At 66.2% G+C, this 14,322-nt stretch carries 11 protein-coding genes; 8 read left to right on the top strand and 3 right to left on the bottom strand.

What is annotated here, in order from left to right; genetic code table 11:
- Positions 1 to 101: 101 nt before the first annotated feature.
- Both ACSYDW_RS14275 and serB read right to left on the bottom strand, forming a co-directional pair.
- Entirely contained in the window at positions 102 to 1,796 is a 1,695-nt protein-coding gene (locus ACSYDW_RS14275; RefSeq protein WP_438339396.1) for a VanW family protein, read from the bottom strand.
- Between the two features lie 158 nt (positions 1,797 to 1,954).
- Positions 1,955 to 2,863 (bottom strand): phosphoserine phosphatase SerB, encoded by a 909-nt coding sequence (gene serB, locus ACSYDW_RS14270; RefSeq protein ID WP_438339395.1) that lies wholly within the window; start codon positions 2,861 to 2,863, stop codon positions 1,955 to 1,957.
- Between the two features lie 118 nt (positions 2,864 to 2,981).
- On the opposite strand from serB, the gene ACSYDW_RS14265 reads away from it, so the two are divergent.
- From ACSYDW_RS14265 to ACSYDW_RS14255, 3 genes are read left to right on the top strand one after another with little or no spacing between them, the layout of a single operon-like run.
- A complete protein-coding gene (locus ACSYDW_RS14265; protein WP_438339394.1) occupies positions 2,982 to 3,767 on the top strand; it encodes an ABC transporter ATP-binding protein in 786 nt (261 codons plus the stop codon).
- A gap of 14 nt (positions 3,768 to 3,781) precedes the next feature.
- On the top strand, positions 3,782 to 4,585 hold the full coding sequence (locus ACSYDW_RS14260; protein WP_438339393.1) for a sulfite exporter TauE/SafE family protein: 804 nt from the start codon (positions 3,782 to 3,784) through the stop codon (positions 4,583 to 4,585).
- Positions 4,586 to 5,443 (top strand): TrmH family RNA methyltransferase, encoded by an 858-nt coding sequence (locus ACSYDW_RS14255; protein WP_438339392.1) that lies wholly within the window; start codon positions 4,586 to 4,588, stop codon positions 5,441 to 5,443.
- Between the two features lie 13 nt (positions 5,444 to 5,456).
- On the opposite strand, the gene ACSYDW_RS14250 is transcribed toward ACSYDW_RS14255, so the two are convergent.
- Complete coding sequence (locus ACSYDW_RS14250; protein WP_438339391.1) at positions 5,457 to 6,308, bottom strand: DNA/RNA non-specific endonuclease; 852 nt, start codon at positions 6,306 to 6,308, stop codon at positions 5,457 to 5,459.
- Between the two features lie 305 nt (positions 6,309 to 6,613).
- On the opposite strand from ACSYDW_RS14250, the gene ACSYDW_RS14245 reads away from it, so the two are divergent.
- From ACSYDW_RS14245 to ACSYDW_RS14225, 5 genes are all read left to right on the top strand, one after another.
- Positions 6,614 to 6,871, top strand: coding sequence for a type B 50S ribosomal protein L31 (locus tag ACSYDW_RS14245; protein WP_209996756.1), 258 nt, complete (start codon positions 6,614 to 6,616; stop codon positions 6,869 to 6,871).
- A 904-nt stretch (positions 6,872 to 7,775) separates the two neighbouring features.
- Entirely contained in the window at positions 7,776 to 8,963 is a 1,188-nt protein-coding gene (locus ACSYDW_RS14240; protein WP_438339390.1) for a heparan-alpha-glucosaminide N-acetyltransferase domain-containing protein, read from the top strand.
- 58 nt (positions 8,964 to 9,021) lie between these two features.
- On the top strand, positions 9,022 to 10,089 hold the full coding sequence (lplAB, locus tag ACSYDW_RS14235) for a lipoate-protein ligase LplAB (protein ID WP_438339389.1): 1,068 nt from the start codon (positions 9,022 to 9,024) through the stop codon (positions 10,087 to 10,089).
- Positions 10,090 to 10,917: 828 nt separating this feature from the next.
- On the top strand, positions 10,918 to 11,133 hold the full coding sequence (locus ACSYDW_RS14230; RefSeq protein ID WP_438339388.1) for a hypothetical protein: 216 nt from the start codon (positions 10,918 to 10,920) through the stop codon (positions 11,131 to 11,133).
- Positions 11,134 to 11,185: 52 nt separating this feature from the next.
- On the top strand, positions 11,186 to 14,287 hold the full coding sequence (locus ACSYDW_RS14225; RefSeq protein WP_438339387.1) for a Pls/PosA family non-ribosomal peptide synthetase: 3,102 nt from the start codon (positions 11,186 to 11,188) through the stop codon (positions 14,285 to 14,287).
- Positions 14,288 to 14,322 lie beyond the last annotated feature (35 nt).

Genomic DNA, 14,322 nt, shown 5'->3' with positions numbered 1-14,322 from the left:
TCGCCACCCGGGGGTCTGACGCAAAACGTCCCGGCCGACCCCGGGGGAAGGGGCCGACCGGGACGCTTCGCGAGAACCGCGTTGGATGCGTGGAGCTGCGGCTACTTGTTGTCGCAGACGACCTTGTTCCACGGCGAGTACGTCCACGACTTGGTCTCGGCCGGTAGGGTCTTCTCGGCGGAGCTGCGGGTGCGGGTCACGTTGATGGAGAAGCCCTGCTTGCCACCACTTTCGGCAATGCAGTTTTCGGCCGAGTTGTGCTCAGTGGTCGGGTTCGTGAAGTTGTACTTCGGCGACGACTTCGAGCCGACGGTCCAGTACGGGGTGCTCCACAAGCGCGTGTGGACGCGGCCCCCGCCGACCCATGCCTCAATGAGGACGGCGTAGGGGGTGTTGTTCTTCCACTGCATGTCCACCTGACCCTCCCAGAGCGTTGCCTCCCGGCCGGCCGGGTAGCGGTCGAACCAGCGGCTGTGCGGCTTGTGGGTGATGTCGTCGTAGCCGGCCAGGAAGCCGACGTTGTACAACTGGGTGGAGATCTGCGACAGACCGCCGCCGACCGCCTCCGAGGAGAATCCGTTGACCACGACGCCGGAACCGTAGTAGCCGTTGGCCGTGGTGATAGGGCCCAGGGCCTTCTCCAGGGAGAAGATCTCGCCCGGCATCACCACGTCGCCGCTCACCCGGCGCGAACCGGCCAACAAGTTCTTGGTGCGCACGGTGTCGGCCGCGGGGTAGGGGGTGGAGAAGTGGACGATTTCCTGCTTCACGCCCAGGGCCTTGGCCTTCTCGGTGGTCAGCTCCGGCTCCACGGTGGCGAGCTCCACCTTCGCCGTGCGTTCCGGCTCCTGGCTGGCGGCCAGGACCTTCTCCGTGAGCCCCTCGGGGTCGATCGACTTCCCGGTCTGCGACGGAATCACCTTCGGCGAGCCGCCGGAGAGCACGATCTGCGCGTCCTTGGCCGTGGACTTGAAACCGTCGGAACCCTCGGCCGCGGCCTCGATGAGCTTGTCGGTGTCCAGCGACATGGTGACCTTGTCGCCCTCGTTCTTGAAGGACGCGGCGGAGGCCAGCTGGGTGGGGGTGAGGCTTGCGGTGGAGGTGCCGTCGGTCAGCTTGACCGGGCCCGCGACCAGCGGCTCGGCGGTTTCCTTGAGCAGCTTCTCGAACGCCTCGGCGGAAACCTTGGGTTCCTGCTTGGTGACGGGCAGTTCCACCGGGGTGGCCGGGGCGAACCAGCCCTCACCAACCGTCTTGGTGGCGGCGTCGACGTCGACCTGGATGCCGGTCACGGGTTTGGTGAGCACGGGCTTGGCGCCCTCGAAGGCGAGCTTGCCCTCGGCGGTCTCGGTGGCGAACTTCGGTGCGATCTTCTCCAGCGACGCGCGGAGCTTGGCTTCGTCGACGGTCAGCACCGGCTCCACCGCCTGGGCGCCGGTGAGCCGGTTGACGATGGTTGCGGGGTTCAGGTTGAAACCCGTGAGGCCGGCAAGCGTGGCATCGATGTCGACGCCCAGGCCCGCCTTGGAAGGCTTGAGGGTTGCGGTCTTGTCCCCGACGGCCAGGGCGACGGATTCGGCGGCCATCGGCTTCAGCTGCTCCTCGAGGACCTTGTGGGCCTCCTCCGGGGAGAGCGAACCCACGTTGATGCCGTGCACCGAGGTGTTGACGGGGATCTGGGATCCGGCGTACGCCGCGGCGCCGCCGTACAACCCGCAGGCCAGGAGGACGGAGGCCCCGGCGATGTACCATCCGCGTCGGGATTTGGGCCGGCTGCCGCGCTTCACGGTGTCCATGTCTTCACTGAGCAAAACGTCTGTTTCTCTTCCATCGGTGGCACGGCCTGGTGCCGCATATCGGGGTGCGGAGGCACAACAAAGTGGTCAGCCGCCGAATGAATCCTACCGGTGCACTCCAATCGCCGGAGTAAATAACCGCCGTTCGGGCCAAATCGTTATGCGATTCCCACCAGATTCGCAACAACGTCGAGGCGCGGAAGGTCGATCCTGGCGTCTGCGGCATCGCGCAGTGCCGGCTTTGCGTTGAACGCCACGCCGAGTCCCGCGGCGCCGACCATGTCCATGTCGTTGGCCCCGTCGCCCACGGCGATGGTGTGTTCGATGTCGATGCCGAGCTCCACGGCCCAGGCGCGCAACTTTGTCTCTTTGTAGGCGCGGTCGACCACCTGGCCGATGACGGTGCCGGTCAGTTTGCCGTCCTCGATGCCCAGCTCGTTGGCGCAGGCGAAGTCCAGGCCCAGCTCTGCGGCCAGCGGGTCAAGGATCTGGGCGAATCCGCCGGATACCACGGCAACGTAGTGGCCGGCCGCCTTGAAGGCCGCGATGAGTTCGCTGGCGCCGTCGCTGAGATGGACCGTCGAATGCACCTGCTCGATCACGGAGACGTCCAGCCCGGCCAGGGTTTTCACGCGGGCGTGCAGGGACTGGGCGAAATCGATTTCGCCGCGCATGGCGGCCTCCGTGACCTCGGTGACCTCTGCCTCGCAGCCCGCATATGCGGCGAGAAGCTCGATGACTTCCTGCTTGATCAGGGTGGAGTCCACGTCCATGACCAGCAGCATCTTCGGTGCGCGCACCAGCTCGGACGGCACCACGGAGATGCTCAGGGAGCGCAGCTGCGGGTCATCCGAGCGGGCGTTGCTTCCGTCGAGGGGGTTGACCAGGGCGCGCAACTGCCGGACGCTGCCGGTCACCTCCCAGCGGGCGCCGCTGCGCCCGGGACCCTCGAACGACTCTTCGCTGAGCACCTGGTGCCCGGCGGCGGCCAGCGTGGAGCGCAGCCGGGCCGGCTCGACAGGGAGCGGGGTTGCGGAATGGAAGACGATGAAGGCAGTGGGATGCATGTACACCATTCTCCCGCGTGCGGGTATCCAGCCCAAAACCGGGCCGCGAATGTTGCACCGCGTGAACGGCCGTGCCCCGGTTGGGTCAAAACAGGGTCGCTGGCCTAGTGTTTTACCCATGAATGAAGTGCTGGGCCTGGCCGACGTCTGCGTTGTGCGCGGCCGCAAAGACTTATTGACGGACATCAACTGGCAGGTCAAGGAGGGCGAGCGCTGGGTCGTGCTCGGCCCCAACGGCGCCGGCAAGACCACGCTGCTGCAGGTTGCCGGTGCGCGCATGCACCCCACGCGTGGCGTCGCCGGCGTGCTGGGCGAGGTGCTGGGTGCCGTCGACGTCTTCGAGCTGCGCCCGCGCATCGGGCTCTCTTCCGCGGCCCTCGCCAACCAGATCCCGGAGCACGAGACGGTGCTCAACGTGGTGCTTACCGCGTCGTACGGCATGACCGGACGCTGGCGCGAGGCCTACGAAAAGCTGGATGAGCGCCGCGCGTTCCGCCTGCTGCACGACTGGGGCATGTCCACCATGATCAACAGGCCGTTCGCCACGCTCTCCGAGGGAGAACGCAAGCGCGTCCAGATCGCCCGTGCGTTGATGACCGACCCGGAACTGCTGCTGCTCGACGAGCCGGGGGCCGGGCTCGACCTGGCCGGCCGCGAAGACCTGGTGGCCCGGCTGAGCGAGCTGGCCAACGACGAGGAAGCCCCGGCCATGGTGCTTGTCACGCACCACCTCGAGGAAGTCCCCCCGGGCTTCACCCACGCCATGCTGTTGCGCGAGGGCAAGGTTGTCGCGGCCGGCCCGATCACGGAGACCCTCACCGAGGAGAACCTCTCCGAGGCCTTCGCCGTGCCGCTGGCCCTGCGTGCCGAGAACGGCCGCTACTCGGCCGTCGCCAAGCACTAGGACGCTGCGCCGCGATGGAGTTCTGGCGTGAGGCAGTCATCTTCGTCGCCGGCCTGTGGGCCGGGACGATCAACACCATCGTCGGCTCGGGCACCCTCGTCACCTTCCCGGTGCTCGTGGCCCTGGGCTTCGCCCCGGTGAACGCGGTTGTCTCAAACGCCATGGGCCTGGTGGCCGGCGGCTTCTCCGGGGCCTGGGGCTACCGGCGGGAGGCCGCCAGCGTGGGAGGCACGCTGCTGCGTCTCATGCCTGTCTCGCTGGTGGGTGGGGTGATCGGCGCATACCTGCTGCTGCACCTGCCCGAAGCGGTCTTCTCCTACGTGGCGCCGGTGCTGATCGTGGTGGCGTTGCTGCTGGTGATCTTCCAGCCGCGGCTCTCCGCCTGGGCCAAGCGGCGGCAGTCCGCAAGCGTCGGGGTCGACCCGGGGGAGGCGGACCGCACGCGGATCCCCCCGGTGCTGTACCTGCTGGTGTTCCTGATCGGCATCTACGGCGGCTACTTCACCGCCGCGCAGGGCATCCTGCTGATGGGCGTGCTGGGGGTCTTCCTGCACGCCTCGCTGCAGCAGTCCAACGCGATCAAGGTCATCCTGACCCTGGTGGTCAACCTGGTCGCCGCGCTCTCCTACCTGGTCTTCGCGCCCGAACGCATCCACTGGCCCGTGGTCATCCTCATCGCGGCGGGCTCGCTGGTCGGCGGATTCATCGGGGCCAGGGTGGGGCGGCGGCTCTCCCCGGGCTGGCTGCGCGCCGTCATCGTCGCCCTCGGCCTGGTGGCGCTGGCCAACATGGTCGCCAAACTTTTCGCGGGAGCGTAAATGAGCAACAAGCCGCCCACCGACCCGACGGCGCTGCGCGCCCGCCTGGGGGACAGGCTGGTCCTGGTGGAGGACGCCGCGGACCCGCGCGTCTCCGACTACGTGGCGCTTTCCGACGCCGCCCTGCGCCAGCGCACCGACCCCGAGCACGGGCGTTACATCGCCGAGAGTTCCAAGGTGCTGCGGCGGGCGCTGGCCGCCGGGCACAAGCCACGCTCATTCTTCATGGCGCACAAGTGGCTCGAATCCCTCTCGGACGTGTTCGACGCCCACCCCGACGTGCCGATCTTCGCCGGCGAGGACGCGGTGCTCGAATCCATCACCGGATTCCACCTGCACCGAGGCGCGCTGGCCGCCATGAACAGGCCCGAGCCGCTGGCCCTCGACGCGGTGCTGCCCGGTGCCCGGCGCCTGGCGATCCTCGAAGACATCGTCGACCACACGAACCTCGGCGCGATCTTCCGCTCCGCCGCGGCCCTGGGTATCGACGCGGTGCTTGTCACACCGCGCTGCGCCGATCCGCTCTACCGCCGCTCCATCCGCGTGAGCATGGGTGCCGTGTTCCAAGTGCCTTGGGTGCGCCTGGAATCCTGGCCCGACGACCTCGCGGCCCTGCGCGCGGCAGGCTTCGACATCGCCGCCATGGAGCTCACCGCGCATTCGCAGGGCATCGACGAGGTCTCCGCGATGCACAGCGAGAAGCTGGCGCTTATCCTTGGCACCGAGGGCGCCGGCGTGAGCGCCGAGGCGCTGGAGTTCGCGGACCGCACCGTGATGATCCCGATGCGCCCGGGCGTCGACTCGCTGAACGTCGCCGCAGCATCCGCCGTCGCCTTCTGGGAACTGCGTTCGCGTTAGCCGGGCCCGGTTCTCACCAACGGATGTCCGTGGTTCCGGCAAGTGGCAGGCGCTGCCCGGGCGCCGCGAACGTGCGCGCAGGCAGGGGATCGGCATCGTGCAGGATGCGGGGGAAGCGCAACCGGGTGCGCTCCTCGAGCTCCGCCAGGGTGGCCTCGTAGACCCGGAACTCGTCAAGGGCAAGCACCGTCTCGAGCCGGTCAAGGTTCTGGGTGAGCAGGAACGCCCGCGCCTTGAGCACCCCTCCGTCCCGGAACGCCAGGACCTTCCAGTACTCCAAGGCCAGCGCGACGCCCCGGTAGGTGGGGTCGTCCGCGCCAAGGACCGGTCCGCCGAACACGCTGACCCGCAGCCGATCTACCTCGACATCCTCGTAGAGCGCATTTTCCAGCCTGCCCCACACCCCCTGCCGGCTGCCCTGGTTGAAGTCGTCCATCTGCGGGGTGATGTTGCTGTAGTAGAACGAATCCCTGTTGGCTTGCGCGGCTTCCTCCGGCCCGCCCCAGAGCAGGTCCGCGCGCCGGGCGATATGTCCGCGGTCGAGCCGGTTCCCCGCGTAGAGTTCGTTGCCCACCTGCGTGTCGGCGGGCAGCCGGGGGTCCTTGGCGAAGTCGAGGTTGCTTCGGCTCAGCAGCTTGAGGTCGCCCCCGTCGATGTTCCAGGCGACCCAGCGGGCGAACCGGCGTGTTCGGCTCAGTGCCAGCGAAAAGTGCGTGTACGGGATCGTCGTCGCACCTTCCCAGCGGACCAGGTCGTCCTCGAGATCCGGGTCCGAGGAAGGAACCGCAATCGGCGCGCCCAGGAAACCCGGCGCATATCCGGTGCGCTGGGCCTTGTTCTCTGGTGCGTGCGCGTATTCGGGCATGGGGACTGGGCTCTTCCCGGCGATAGCGTTGCGGTGTCGTGCTCCATGGTCGTCCTGCAGGATCGCCACCATGACGTCCGTCACTTGATGCGCCAAGCGTACCCCGGTGTCGGCGCGGGCCGAGACGTGCGCCGGCCACGACCCCGACCGGCCAGGACTCGGGAGCATGTCCGTTGCGGCTGGTCGGGTGGAAAATTCATGCAACGCTCCGCTATACTGGAATGTCGGCTTCGTGACCCCACGGGCCGGTTTGACGCAAATTTTGGTCGCTGGCAAAATCCAGTGACGCGAACAAAGGTTTTAGCATGAAGGCTGATATTCACCCGCAGTACAACACCATGGTGTTCAACGACCTCGCATCGGGCGAGAAGTTCCTGACCCGTTCGACGGCCAAGAGCAACAAGACCATCGAGTGGGAAGACGGCAACACCTACCCGGTCATCGACGTCGAAATCTCCGCAGCTTCGCACCCGTTCTACACGGGCAAGCAGCGCATCATGGACTCGGCCGGACGCGTCGAGCGCTTCAACGCCCGCTTCAAGGGCTTCGGCGCCAAGAAGTAATTCTTCGCCTTCACGCCTGCAACGGGGCCTTCCTTCGGGAAGGCCCCGTTGCTTTTTTGCAACGTTTTCCGCCCAATTCGAACCCATGCAGTGGCCGGGATCGCGGACATCGGGAAGCTTCACGCCCGTGGCCACCCGCGAAACACGAGAACGGGCAGGCCAGGGGACTCGATGAGACGACCGCGAAGCGACTTCCCAGGCCCGGCGCCGGGCACTGGTGCTCATGCATGGAAGGCGTTGCGGGTCGGATTCTCGGGCCCCTTTGGCATGTTCGCCTCGGGAATTGTCGGTTTCGGGTTAGCCCGCCGCGGCTTCACCCGCATCGTCGTTTGCCCGGGGTGCCCATGGACGGGCTCGCGCCCTGCGGATCGCGGTGAACGTCGCACAGGACTGCGTCGCCCTTCCGGACCAGTCCGGCGAGTTAGAACCTCCTGCCGATGGCGGCAGCGGTCGACTGGCCCTGAGGCCTTCGCCGTGCAGATTGTCCATGGCGCGCCGGCCCTGGAGACGATTCCCGGCCGGATTGAGTGCAGGTCTCCGGATTCGGGGGCAAGACGTATGGGAACGATCTGGATCCGTCCCGGGCCTCCGGCTGACTGGCGGGCTTGCAGGTGAAATTCGCCAGGGCGCCCGGCGTCACTCGCTGCCCGCCGAACCGGTCAGCGGCACGCTGCCGGTCCGGGCCGGTGGATCGTTTCACGACCCCGGTTCGAGGTCTTCGCGAACGCTGCCGTGAGCCGGTGCAAGCGTTGCCGCAGGACCCGCCCGGCAGTACGATGGCGAGAGCAACTCCGGCACCGGGTTCCTTTCCTTCCGCAGTCGTTCCCGCGCCGGCGGAGGATCGAAGAGGCCCACCATGTTCGACGGCGCAAGTGCCCCGCGTGTCGGGACCGGTGAAGTGCCGGTGAATCCCGTTGCAAAAAAACGCGTTACAGCCGTCGATGCGGCACGCTGCCTGGCCTTGATCGGCATGATCGGCGTCCACGTCCTGCCGGAGGAGAACGCGGATGGCGACGCCTCGTTGACATGGGTTCTCTTTGCAGGGCGGGCAGCTGCGCTCTTCGCCCTGCTGGCCGGGGTCTCGCTGGCGTTCAGTTCCGGCGGATCACACCCCCTGCGAGGACGTCGGCTGAAGGCGGCAATGGCCGGTGTCGCAGCCCGCGCCGTGGTGATCATGGCGATCGGCATGGCGCTGGCCTACGCCGCCCCTCCGGTGGAGATCATTCTGGCCTATTACGGTGTCATGTTCCTGCTGGCCGTCCCGCTGCTCGGGTTGACTTCGCGGATGCTGGCAGTACTGTCGGTGGTCTTCGCCATTGGTGGCCCGGTCCTGCTGCAGGCCATGCGCGGGGTAATACCCACCCCCGCGGAGGACAACAACCTCACGTTCGGCGCTTTGTTCTCGGAGCCGCTTACGAGCGCCGGGCAACTGCTATTCACCGGTTTCTACCCGGCGGTGCCCTGGATGGCCTATATGTGTGCCGGCCTGGCCATCGGAAAGCTGGACCTGAGCTCTCGGAAGATCGCGGTCTGGCTGGCGGCCGGTGGCGGTTGCCTTGCCGCGGTGACCTGGGCGATCTCGGGACTGCTCATGGTTGGTGTCCTGCACCTGACACCGGAGGCGTCCACGAATCTGCTGGCGGCGGGCGAAGACCCGCCGGTTCACCACGACTCATGGTCCTGGCTGGTGGCGGCATCGCCGTACTCCCATATGCCGCTGGAACTTCTGCACACCATCGGAACCGGCATGGTCGTCCTCGGAGTCCTGATTCTGTCCAGCAAGTTCTTGCACCAGGTCATCGATGTGCTGGCTCCGGCCGGCAGCATGACCCTGACCCTCTATTCCTGTCACTTGCTGTTCGTGGCCGCCGGAGTCCTGGATGAGCGTCCGTTCGCTTCCTTCGGGCTGCAGCTGGCAACCGCTTTGATCTTTGGCGTCCTCTGGCACAACCTCGTGGGTCGCGGACCGCTGGAGGCTGCCGTCACCGCGGTGTCCACACGGGTCAGGAATGCGGTGCTTCGCCAGGGTGCCATCCAGAAAGTCCAACCGGGATCCACGAAGCCTGGGGGTGGCGATTTCGCAAGCCAGTAGGTGGTGGCTGCCGGGTGCAAAGCGGGGAACGGTGCCACGTGGACATAGGATGGAAACCATGGATCTCGGCTACACGCATCACGGTGAATACAAGGTTGTCGGCGGCAAGCTGGTGGTCGCTGACCTGCAGGTCAGCGAAGGCGCCATCACCGCCGCCTCGATCAACGGGGACTTCTTCCTGGAGCCGGACGAGGCCCTCGAGGACCTCAATTCTGCACTCATCGGCTTGCCGGCCGCAGCCGAGCACTCGGTGATCCGCGATGCGGTCGCCAACGGGCTGCGGCCCGGGGCCGTGATGTTCGGTTTCGACGCCGATGCCGTGGCGCGAGTGGTGCGCCGGGCGCTTGGTCACGCCACAGCCTGGGCCGACCACCGCTGGGAGGTCATCGCGCCGTCGGTGCTCCCTATCGCGCAAAACGTCGCCTTGGACGAAGTCATCGCCCGTCAGGTCGCGGCGGGAACTCGCGGCCCGACCCTGCGGTTCTGGGACTGGGACGATTCGGGCGTGGTGATCGGATCCTTCCAGTCATTGCGCAACGAAGTCGATGCCGAGGCGGCCGCGGCACACGGCATCCAGGTGGTCCGTCGGATCAGCGGCGGCGGTGCCATGTTCATGGAAGCGGGGAACTGCATTACCTACTCGCTCTACCTGCCCGGATCGTTGGTCGACGGCATGAGCTTCGCCGATTCCTACCCGTTCCTCGATGTCTGGGTCATGGAAGCGTTGGCCTCGATCGGCGTCAATGCCCACTACAAGCCGCTGAACGATATCGCGACTGACGCCGGAAAGATCGGCGGTGCCGCCCAGAAGCGGCTGGCCGGTGGCGTGGTCTTGCACCACGTGACCATGAGCTACGACATCGACGCTGAGAAGATGATGAGCGTGCTGCGCATCGGCCGCGAGAAAATCTCCGACAAGGGTATTGCCTCCGCGGCGAAGCGCGTTGATCCGCTCAAGCGTCAGGCGGATATGAGCCGGCTGGATCTCATCGAGGTGATGCGGCGGACCTTCGCCAAGAAGTACGCCGCGGTTCCCGCTACCCTCGACGAGGGGACGCTGGCCGCCGCCAAGGAATTGGCCGAAACGAAGTTCGCCACCGAGGAATGGACGGCGCGCGTTCCGTAGCGGCGGTTCTCCGCCATAGTCCCCATGCTGCAAGTCCATTTTGTGGTGGAAACGGCGGGAAACCGATTGCATGGCTCGGCGTCTTGTTGATGCAGGGCCGCTGGCGGCGCAGTCGACCGCACGGGCCAGGGTACGGGTCCCGGGGTGTGCCGGGCAACAGCGGTTGGAACCATGCGGGGAGGGTTGTCGTTCCGCAGAGCTGGCCCGTTCTGGCCCAAGGCGGGATGCACACCAGCAGGTGCACAGGGTCCTGCTGCTGCTGCGGAATTCACACGCCACAGGCAACGACCCACTGAATCGGAACGACTTGGGCGTTGGGCGGCCTGGTTCGACGACTCTGCGACAAGCGTCATCTTGACATGAGACTTGGCGGGGTCCAATGTATAGGCAGTCTCAAACGTGCAGCTTCATGGGGCCTTGTGGAGTAACGAGATGCTCGCTGATCCAATACGCCGTTCCCTGGCGACCCTGACCAAGCTCATGGCAGGAGAACGAGGGAAACGATGTCGATCATTGGGGATCCGCACCTATGCAACGCGCCGAGTTCAATCGACGGTCTGGAAGGGGAATCGGACCGTAGCCATTACCCGAAAGCCGAGGGGTTCATCTTCGTCGGTTCTACCAGGCACAGGCTCGTTCGGGAGATGGTTGAATGCGCCGACTGTGAGGAAACGATTGGTCTCAACTCAAGTCTCGGGGTCTCGTCGTCGGGTCGCCTTCATGTCGCCCCGAGCATGGACGCGGCCAACAACGGGTACCACTTTGTGTGCGGAAGATCCGCGGTGCAATCCGGCGAGCGGACTGCTGCGCGACTAATCCGCCGGGAGAATGGTCCACAGTGCCATGGGGTGGATCGTCGACCACGACGCCCAGGACGTCACGGCGGTGGCAAGCTCGCCCGATCTGCTTCGGCCATACCTGGACATCATTTGCCACGTCGCCAGGGTGCTCGATGGCATCCGGGCCGAAACCTTCGCTGATACGGGCGTGCCGACGGCTCTGGCACACGGGCCGGCCCGCTACCGGGGCCACAATTTCCGGTAGCCGTACCGATGAAGGATTCCGTGCCGAATACCTCGCTAAGGAGGGCCGCACAATGAACAATTCTGCAAACAGGACGCCAACGTCTCTCGGAAGTGCCATTCCGTCGACTCCCGGTGCGCCGGTCGGGACCGGCGCACCGGCAACATCGGACGCTGGTGCGGGCGTAGCCTTGGAGCGCCGGCTGAGCGAGGTTCTCGCTGACGTGCTGGGCATCGAGCAAGTCCCGGTGGACAGCAACTTCTTCGAGGACCTCGGTGCGGATTCGCTGGTGATGGCGAAGTTCTGCGCCAGGGTGCGCAAGCATCCGGACCTGCCGGTGGTGTCCATCAGGGACATCTACCAGCACCCGACGATTGCCTCATTGGCCACGGCCTTGGCGCCTGCGGAAGATGCGACGCCTCAGGTTAAAGACCGGTTTGCGGAAGTGTTGGCCGAGGTGCTGGGCCTCGAGGAAGTCCCGGCGGACAGCGACTTCTTCCAGGACCTGGGTGCGGATTCGCTGGTGATGGCGAAGTTCTGCGCCAGGGTGCGCAAGCATCCGGACCTTCCTGCGGTGTCGATCAGGGACATCTACAAGCACCCGACGATTGCCTCCTTGGCCATGGCCTTGGCACCTGAGGAAGATGCGACGCCTCAGGTGCAGCTGCAGGGCCGGCTGGGCGAGGTGCTCGCCGACGTGCTGGGTATCGAGGAAGTCCCGGCGGACAGCGACTTCTTCCAGGACCTGGGTGCGGATTCGCTGGTGATGGCGAAGTTCTGCGCCAGGGTGCGCAAACAGCCGGACCTGCCCCAGATATCCATGAAGGAGATCTACAACAGTCCGACGATTGCGGCCCTGGCCGCCGCCCTGCACGCGCCCTCGCAGCAAGACCGGCCGCCGGTGCTCCTTCCGGTCTTGGCGTCAATGCCGCAGACGCCGCCGCCCATGGACGCGCGGACATGGGAGTACATCACCTGTGGCGCCCTGCAGGTGCTCGTCTACATCGGCTACTGCCTGCTCGCCGGCGTGATCGCGGTCGTGGGGTATCACTGGCTGTTCCCCGAGGCGGGGCCGGGCAACTACTACTGGCCCGGGTACGGGGTGGACTTCTGGGTGATCTACCTGCGGTCGGTTGCCTACGCTTCGGTGGTGTTTGTGCTCATGTGCATCCTGCCGGTGGCCGCCAAGTGGATTTTCGTCGGCCGGTTCCGGCCCCGGGAGATCCGCATCTGGAGCCTTGCCTACTTCAGGTTCTGGCTGGTGAAAGCCCTGATGCGCACCTCGCCCCTCTCGCTGATGGCTGGTTCGCCGCTGACGACCTTCTACCTGAGGGCCATGGGGGCGAAGGTTGGCCGCAACGTGATGATCATGACCAACAGGCTGCCGATCTGCACCGACCTTCTGACGATCGGGGAGGGGACGGTGATCCGCAAGGATGTCATGCTCAACGGGTACCGCGCCCACGGCGGTGTCATCCAAGTGGGTGGTGTCACGCTGGGCAAGGACGTGACGATCGGCGAGGGCAGCGTCCTGGATATCAACACGTCCATGGGCGACCGCTCCCAGCTGGGCCACCGCTCCACCCTCTACACCGGCCAGGCCGTACCCGCCGGCGAGCGGTGGCACGGTTCCCCGGGCAGGCGCACGGAGGCGAACTTCAGCACCGTCAAGCCAACGCCCTACCGGCCATGGCGCCGTGGAACATTCGCCGTGTTCCAGCTCCTTGCGACGCTCGGTCTGGGCCGCACCATGCTGGGACTGGCGGTCATGCTGTTCATACTGGCATATCCACCTGTGGCGGCACTCCTGGAACCGCAGCCGCTGGCCTTCGCGAACTGGGTTATCTACGCCGACGCCGCCGCCTTCGCCGACCTGGGCGTCTTTGGCGGCATGGTTCTGGCGTTGGTCGCCATCATGACCGTGCCCAGGCTGCTCCAACTCGCCGTGAAGCCCGACACGGTGTATCCGCTGTTCGGGCTCCAGGACGCCGCCGCGCGCACGATGGCCCGCTTGACCAACAACCCCATGCTGGGGAAGGTGTTCGGCGACAGCTCGTACGTCGTGAACTACGTGCGGGCCATCGGCTACCGCCAGCCGCAGGTCCAGCAAACCGGCTCGAACCTCGGCTTGGCGTTCAAGCACGGCAACCCGTTTCTGTCGACCATCGGCACCGGGACGATGATCGCCGACGGGGTGTCGTTCATGAATGCCGACTACTCGGCGACGTCGTTCAAGGTCAGCCGGGCGGCCATCGGCGCCCACAATTTCCTGGGCAATGCCATCTTCTACCCTGCCGGGGCCAGGACGGGGGACAACTGCCTGCTGGCGACCATGGTCGCAGTTCCCATTGAGGGGCCGGTGCGACACGACGTGGGCCTGCTCGGCTCCCCGGCGTTCGAGATTCCGCGCTCTGTGCTGCGGGACGCGCTTCCCGACGAGCACCAGAGCCGCTCCCGGTTCCGGCGTGACCTGGCGGCCAAGAACAGGCACAACCTTCGCACGATGGCCCTCTTGATGCTGGTTCGAAGCCTCAACGCGTCGCTGGCCCTGCTGGCGATGTTCGCCGGCCTCGAAATGTACGACCAATTCGGCATCTTGGCGCTCAGCGCGTCCTTCGTCTTGATGCTCGTGGTCGGACTGCTGCTCGGCATCGGCATCGAGCACGCGGTCACGGGGTTCAAGCCGCTTCGGCCCCGGCTCTGCTCCATCTACAACCCCTACTTCTGGCGGCACGAGCGCTACTGGAAGTTGATGGCCGAGAGCCGCTACTACGCGCTCTTCAACGGGACACCGTTCAAGCCGATGGTCTGGCGGCTGCTGGGCGTGCGGATCGGCAGCCGGGTCTTCGACGACGGCTGCGCGTTGCACGAACGGAGCCTGGTGACAATCGGCTCGCGCTGTACCCTCAACGCCGGCTCTGCGATCCAGTCCCATTCCCAGGAGGACGGGATGTTCAAGTCCGACTACAACGTCATCGGGGACGACGTCACGCTCGGCGTGGGTTCCCTCGTCCACTACGGCGTGACCATTGAAGACGGCGTTGTGGTGGCCACCGACTCCTTCGTGATGAAGGGCTCGACCTTGACCCAGGGATCCGTGTGGGGCGGCAACCCGGCCGATGAGGCCCGTGCCGCCGCCACACCCGCCGGCGCCCTGGAGCGGCCCGCCGCATGAGCACCGCTTCGGTTGCCAACCACCGCACGCCCGGG

The organism is Paeniglutamicibacter selenitireducens (assembly GCF_051550675.1).
Lineage (GTDB): Bacteria > Actinomycetota > Actinomycetes > Actinomycetales > Micrococcaceae > Paeniglutamicibacter.
This window is presented reverse-complemented; position numbering and strand designations above follow the sequence as displayed.

Excerpts from the sequence above, each read along its gene's own strand:
- ACSYDW_RS14245 (WP_209996756.1), top strand. The coding sequence starts at position 6,614 with ATGAAGGCTGATATTCACCCGCAGTACAACACCATGGTGTTCAACGAC.
- ACSYDW_RS14225 (WP_438339387.1), top strand. The coding sequence starts at position 11,186 with ATGAACAATTCTGCAAACAGGACGCCAACGTCTCTCGGAAGTGCCATT.
- ACSYDW_RS14230 (WP_438339388.1), top strand. The coding sequence starts at position 10,918 with ATGGTCCACAGTGCCATGGGGTGGATCGTCGACCACGACGCCCAGGAC.
- ACSYDW_RS14250 (WP_438339391.1), bottom strand. The coding sequence starts at position 6,308 with ATGCCCGAATACGCGCACGCACCAGAGAACAAGGCCCAGCGCACCGGA.
- lplAB (WP_438339389.1), top strand. The coding sequence starts at position 9,022 with ATGGATCTCGGCTACACGCATCACGGTGAATACAAGGTTGTCGGCGGC.
- ACSYDW_RS14255 (WP_438339392.1), top strand. The coding sequence starts at position 4,586 with ATGAGCAACAAGCCGCCCACCGACCCGACGGCGCTGCGCGCCCGCCTG.
- ACSYDW_RS14260 (WP_438339393.1), top strand. The coding sequence starts at position 3,782 with ATGGAGTTCTGGCGTGAGGCAGTCATCTTCGTCGCCGGCCTGTGGGCC.
- ACSYDW_RS14275 (WP_438339396.1), bottom strand. The coding sequence starts at position 1,796 with ATGGACACCGTGAAGCGCGGCAGCCGGCCCAAATCCCGACGCGGATGG.
- serB (WP_438339395.1), bottom strand. The coding sequence starts at position 2,863 with ATGCATCCCACTGCCTTCATCGTCTTCCATTCCGCAACCCCGCTCCCT.
- ACSYDW_RS14265 (WP_438339394.1), top strand. The coding sequence starts at position 2,982 with ATGAATGAAGTGCTGGGCCTGGCCGACGTCTGCGTTGTGCGCGGCCGC.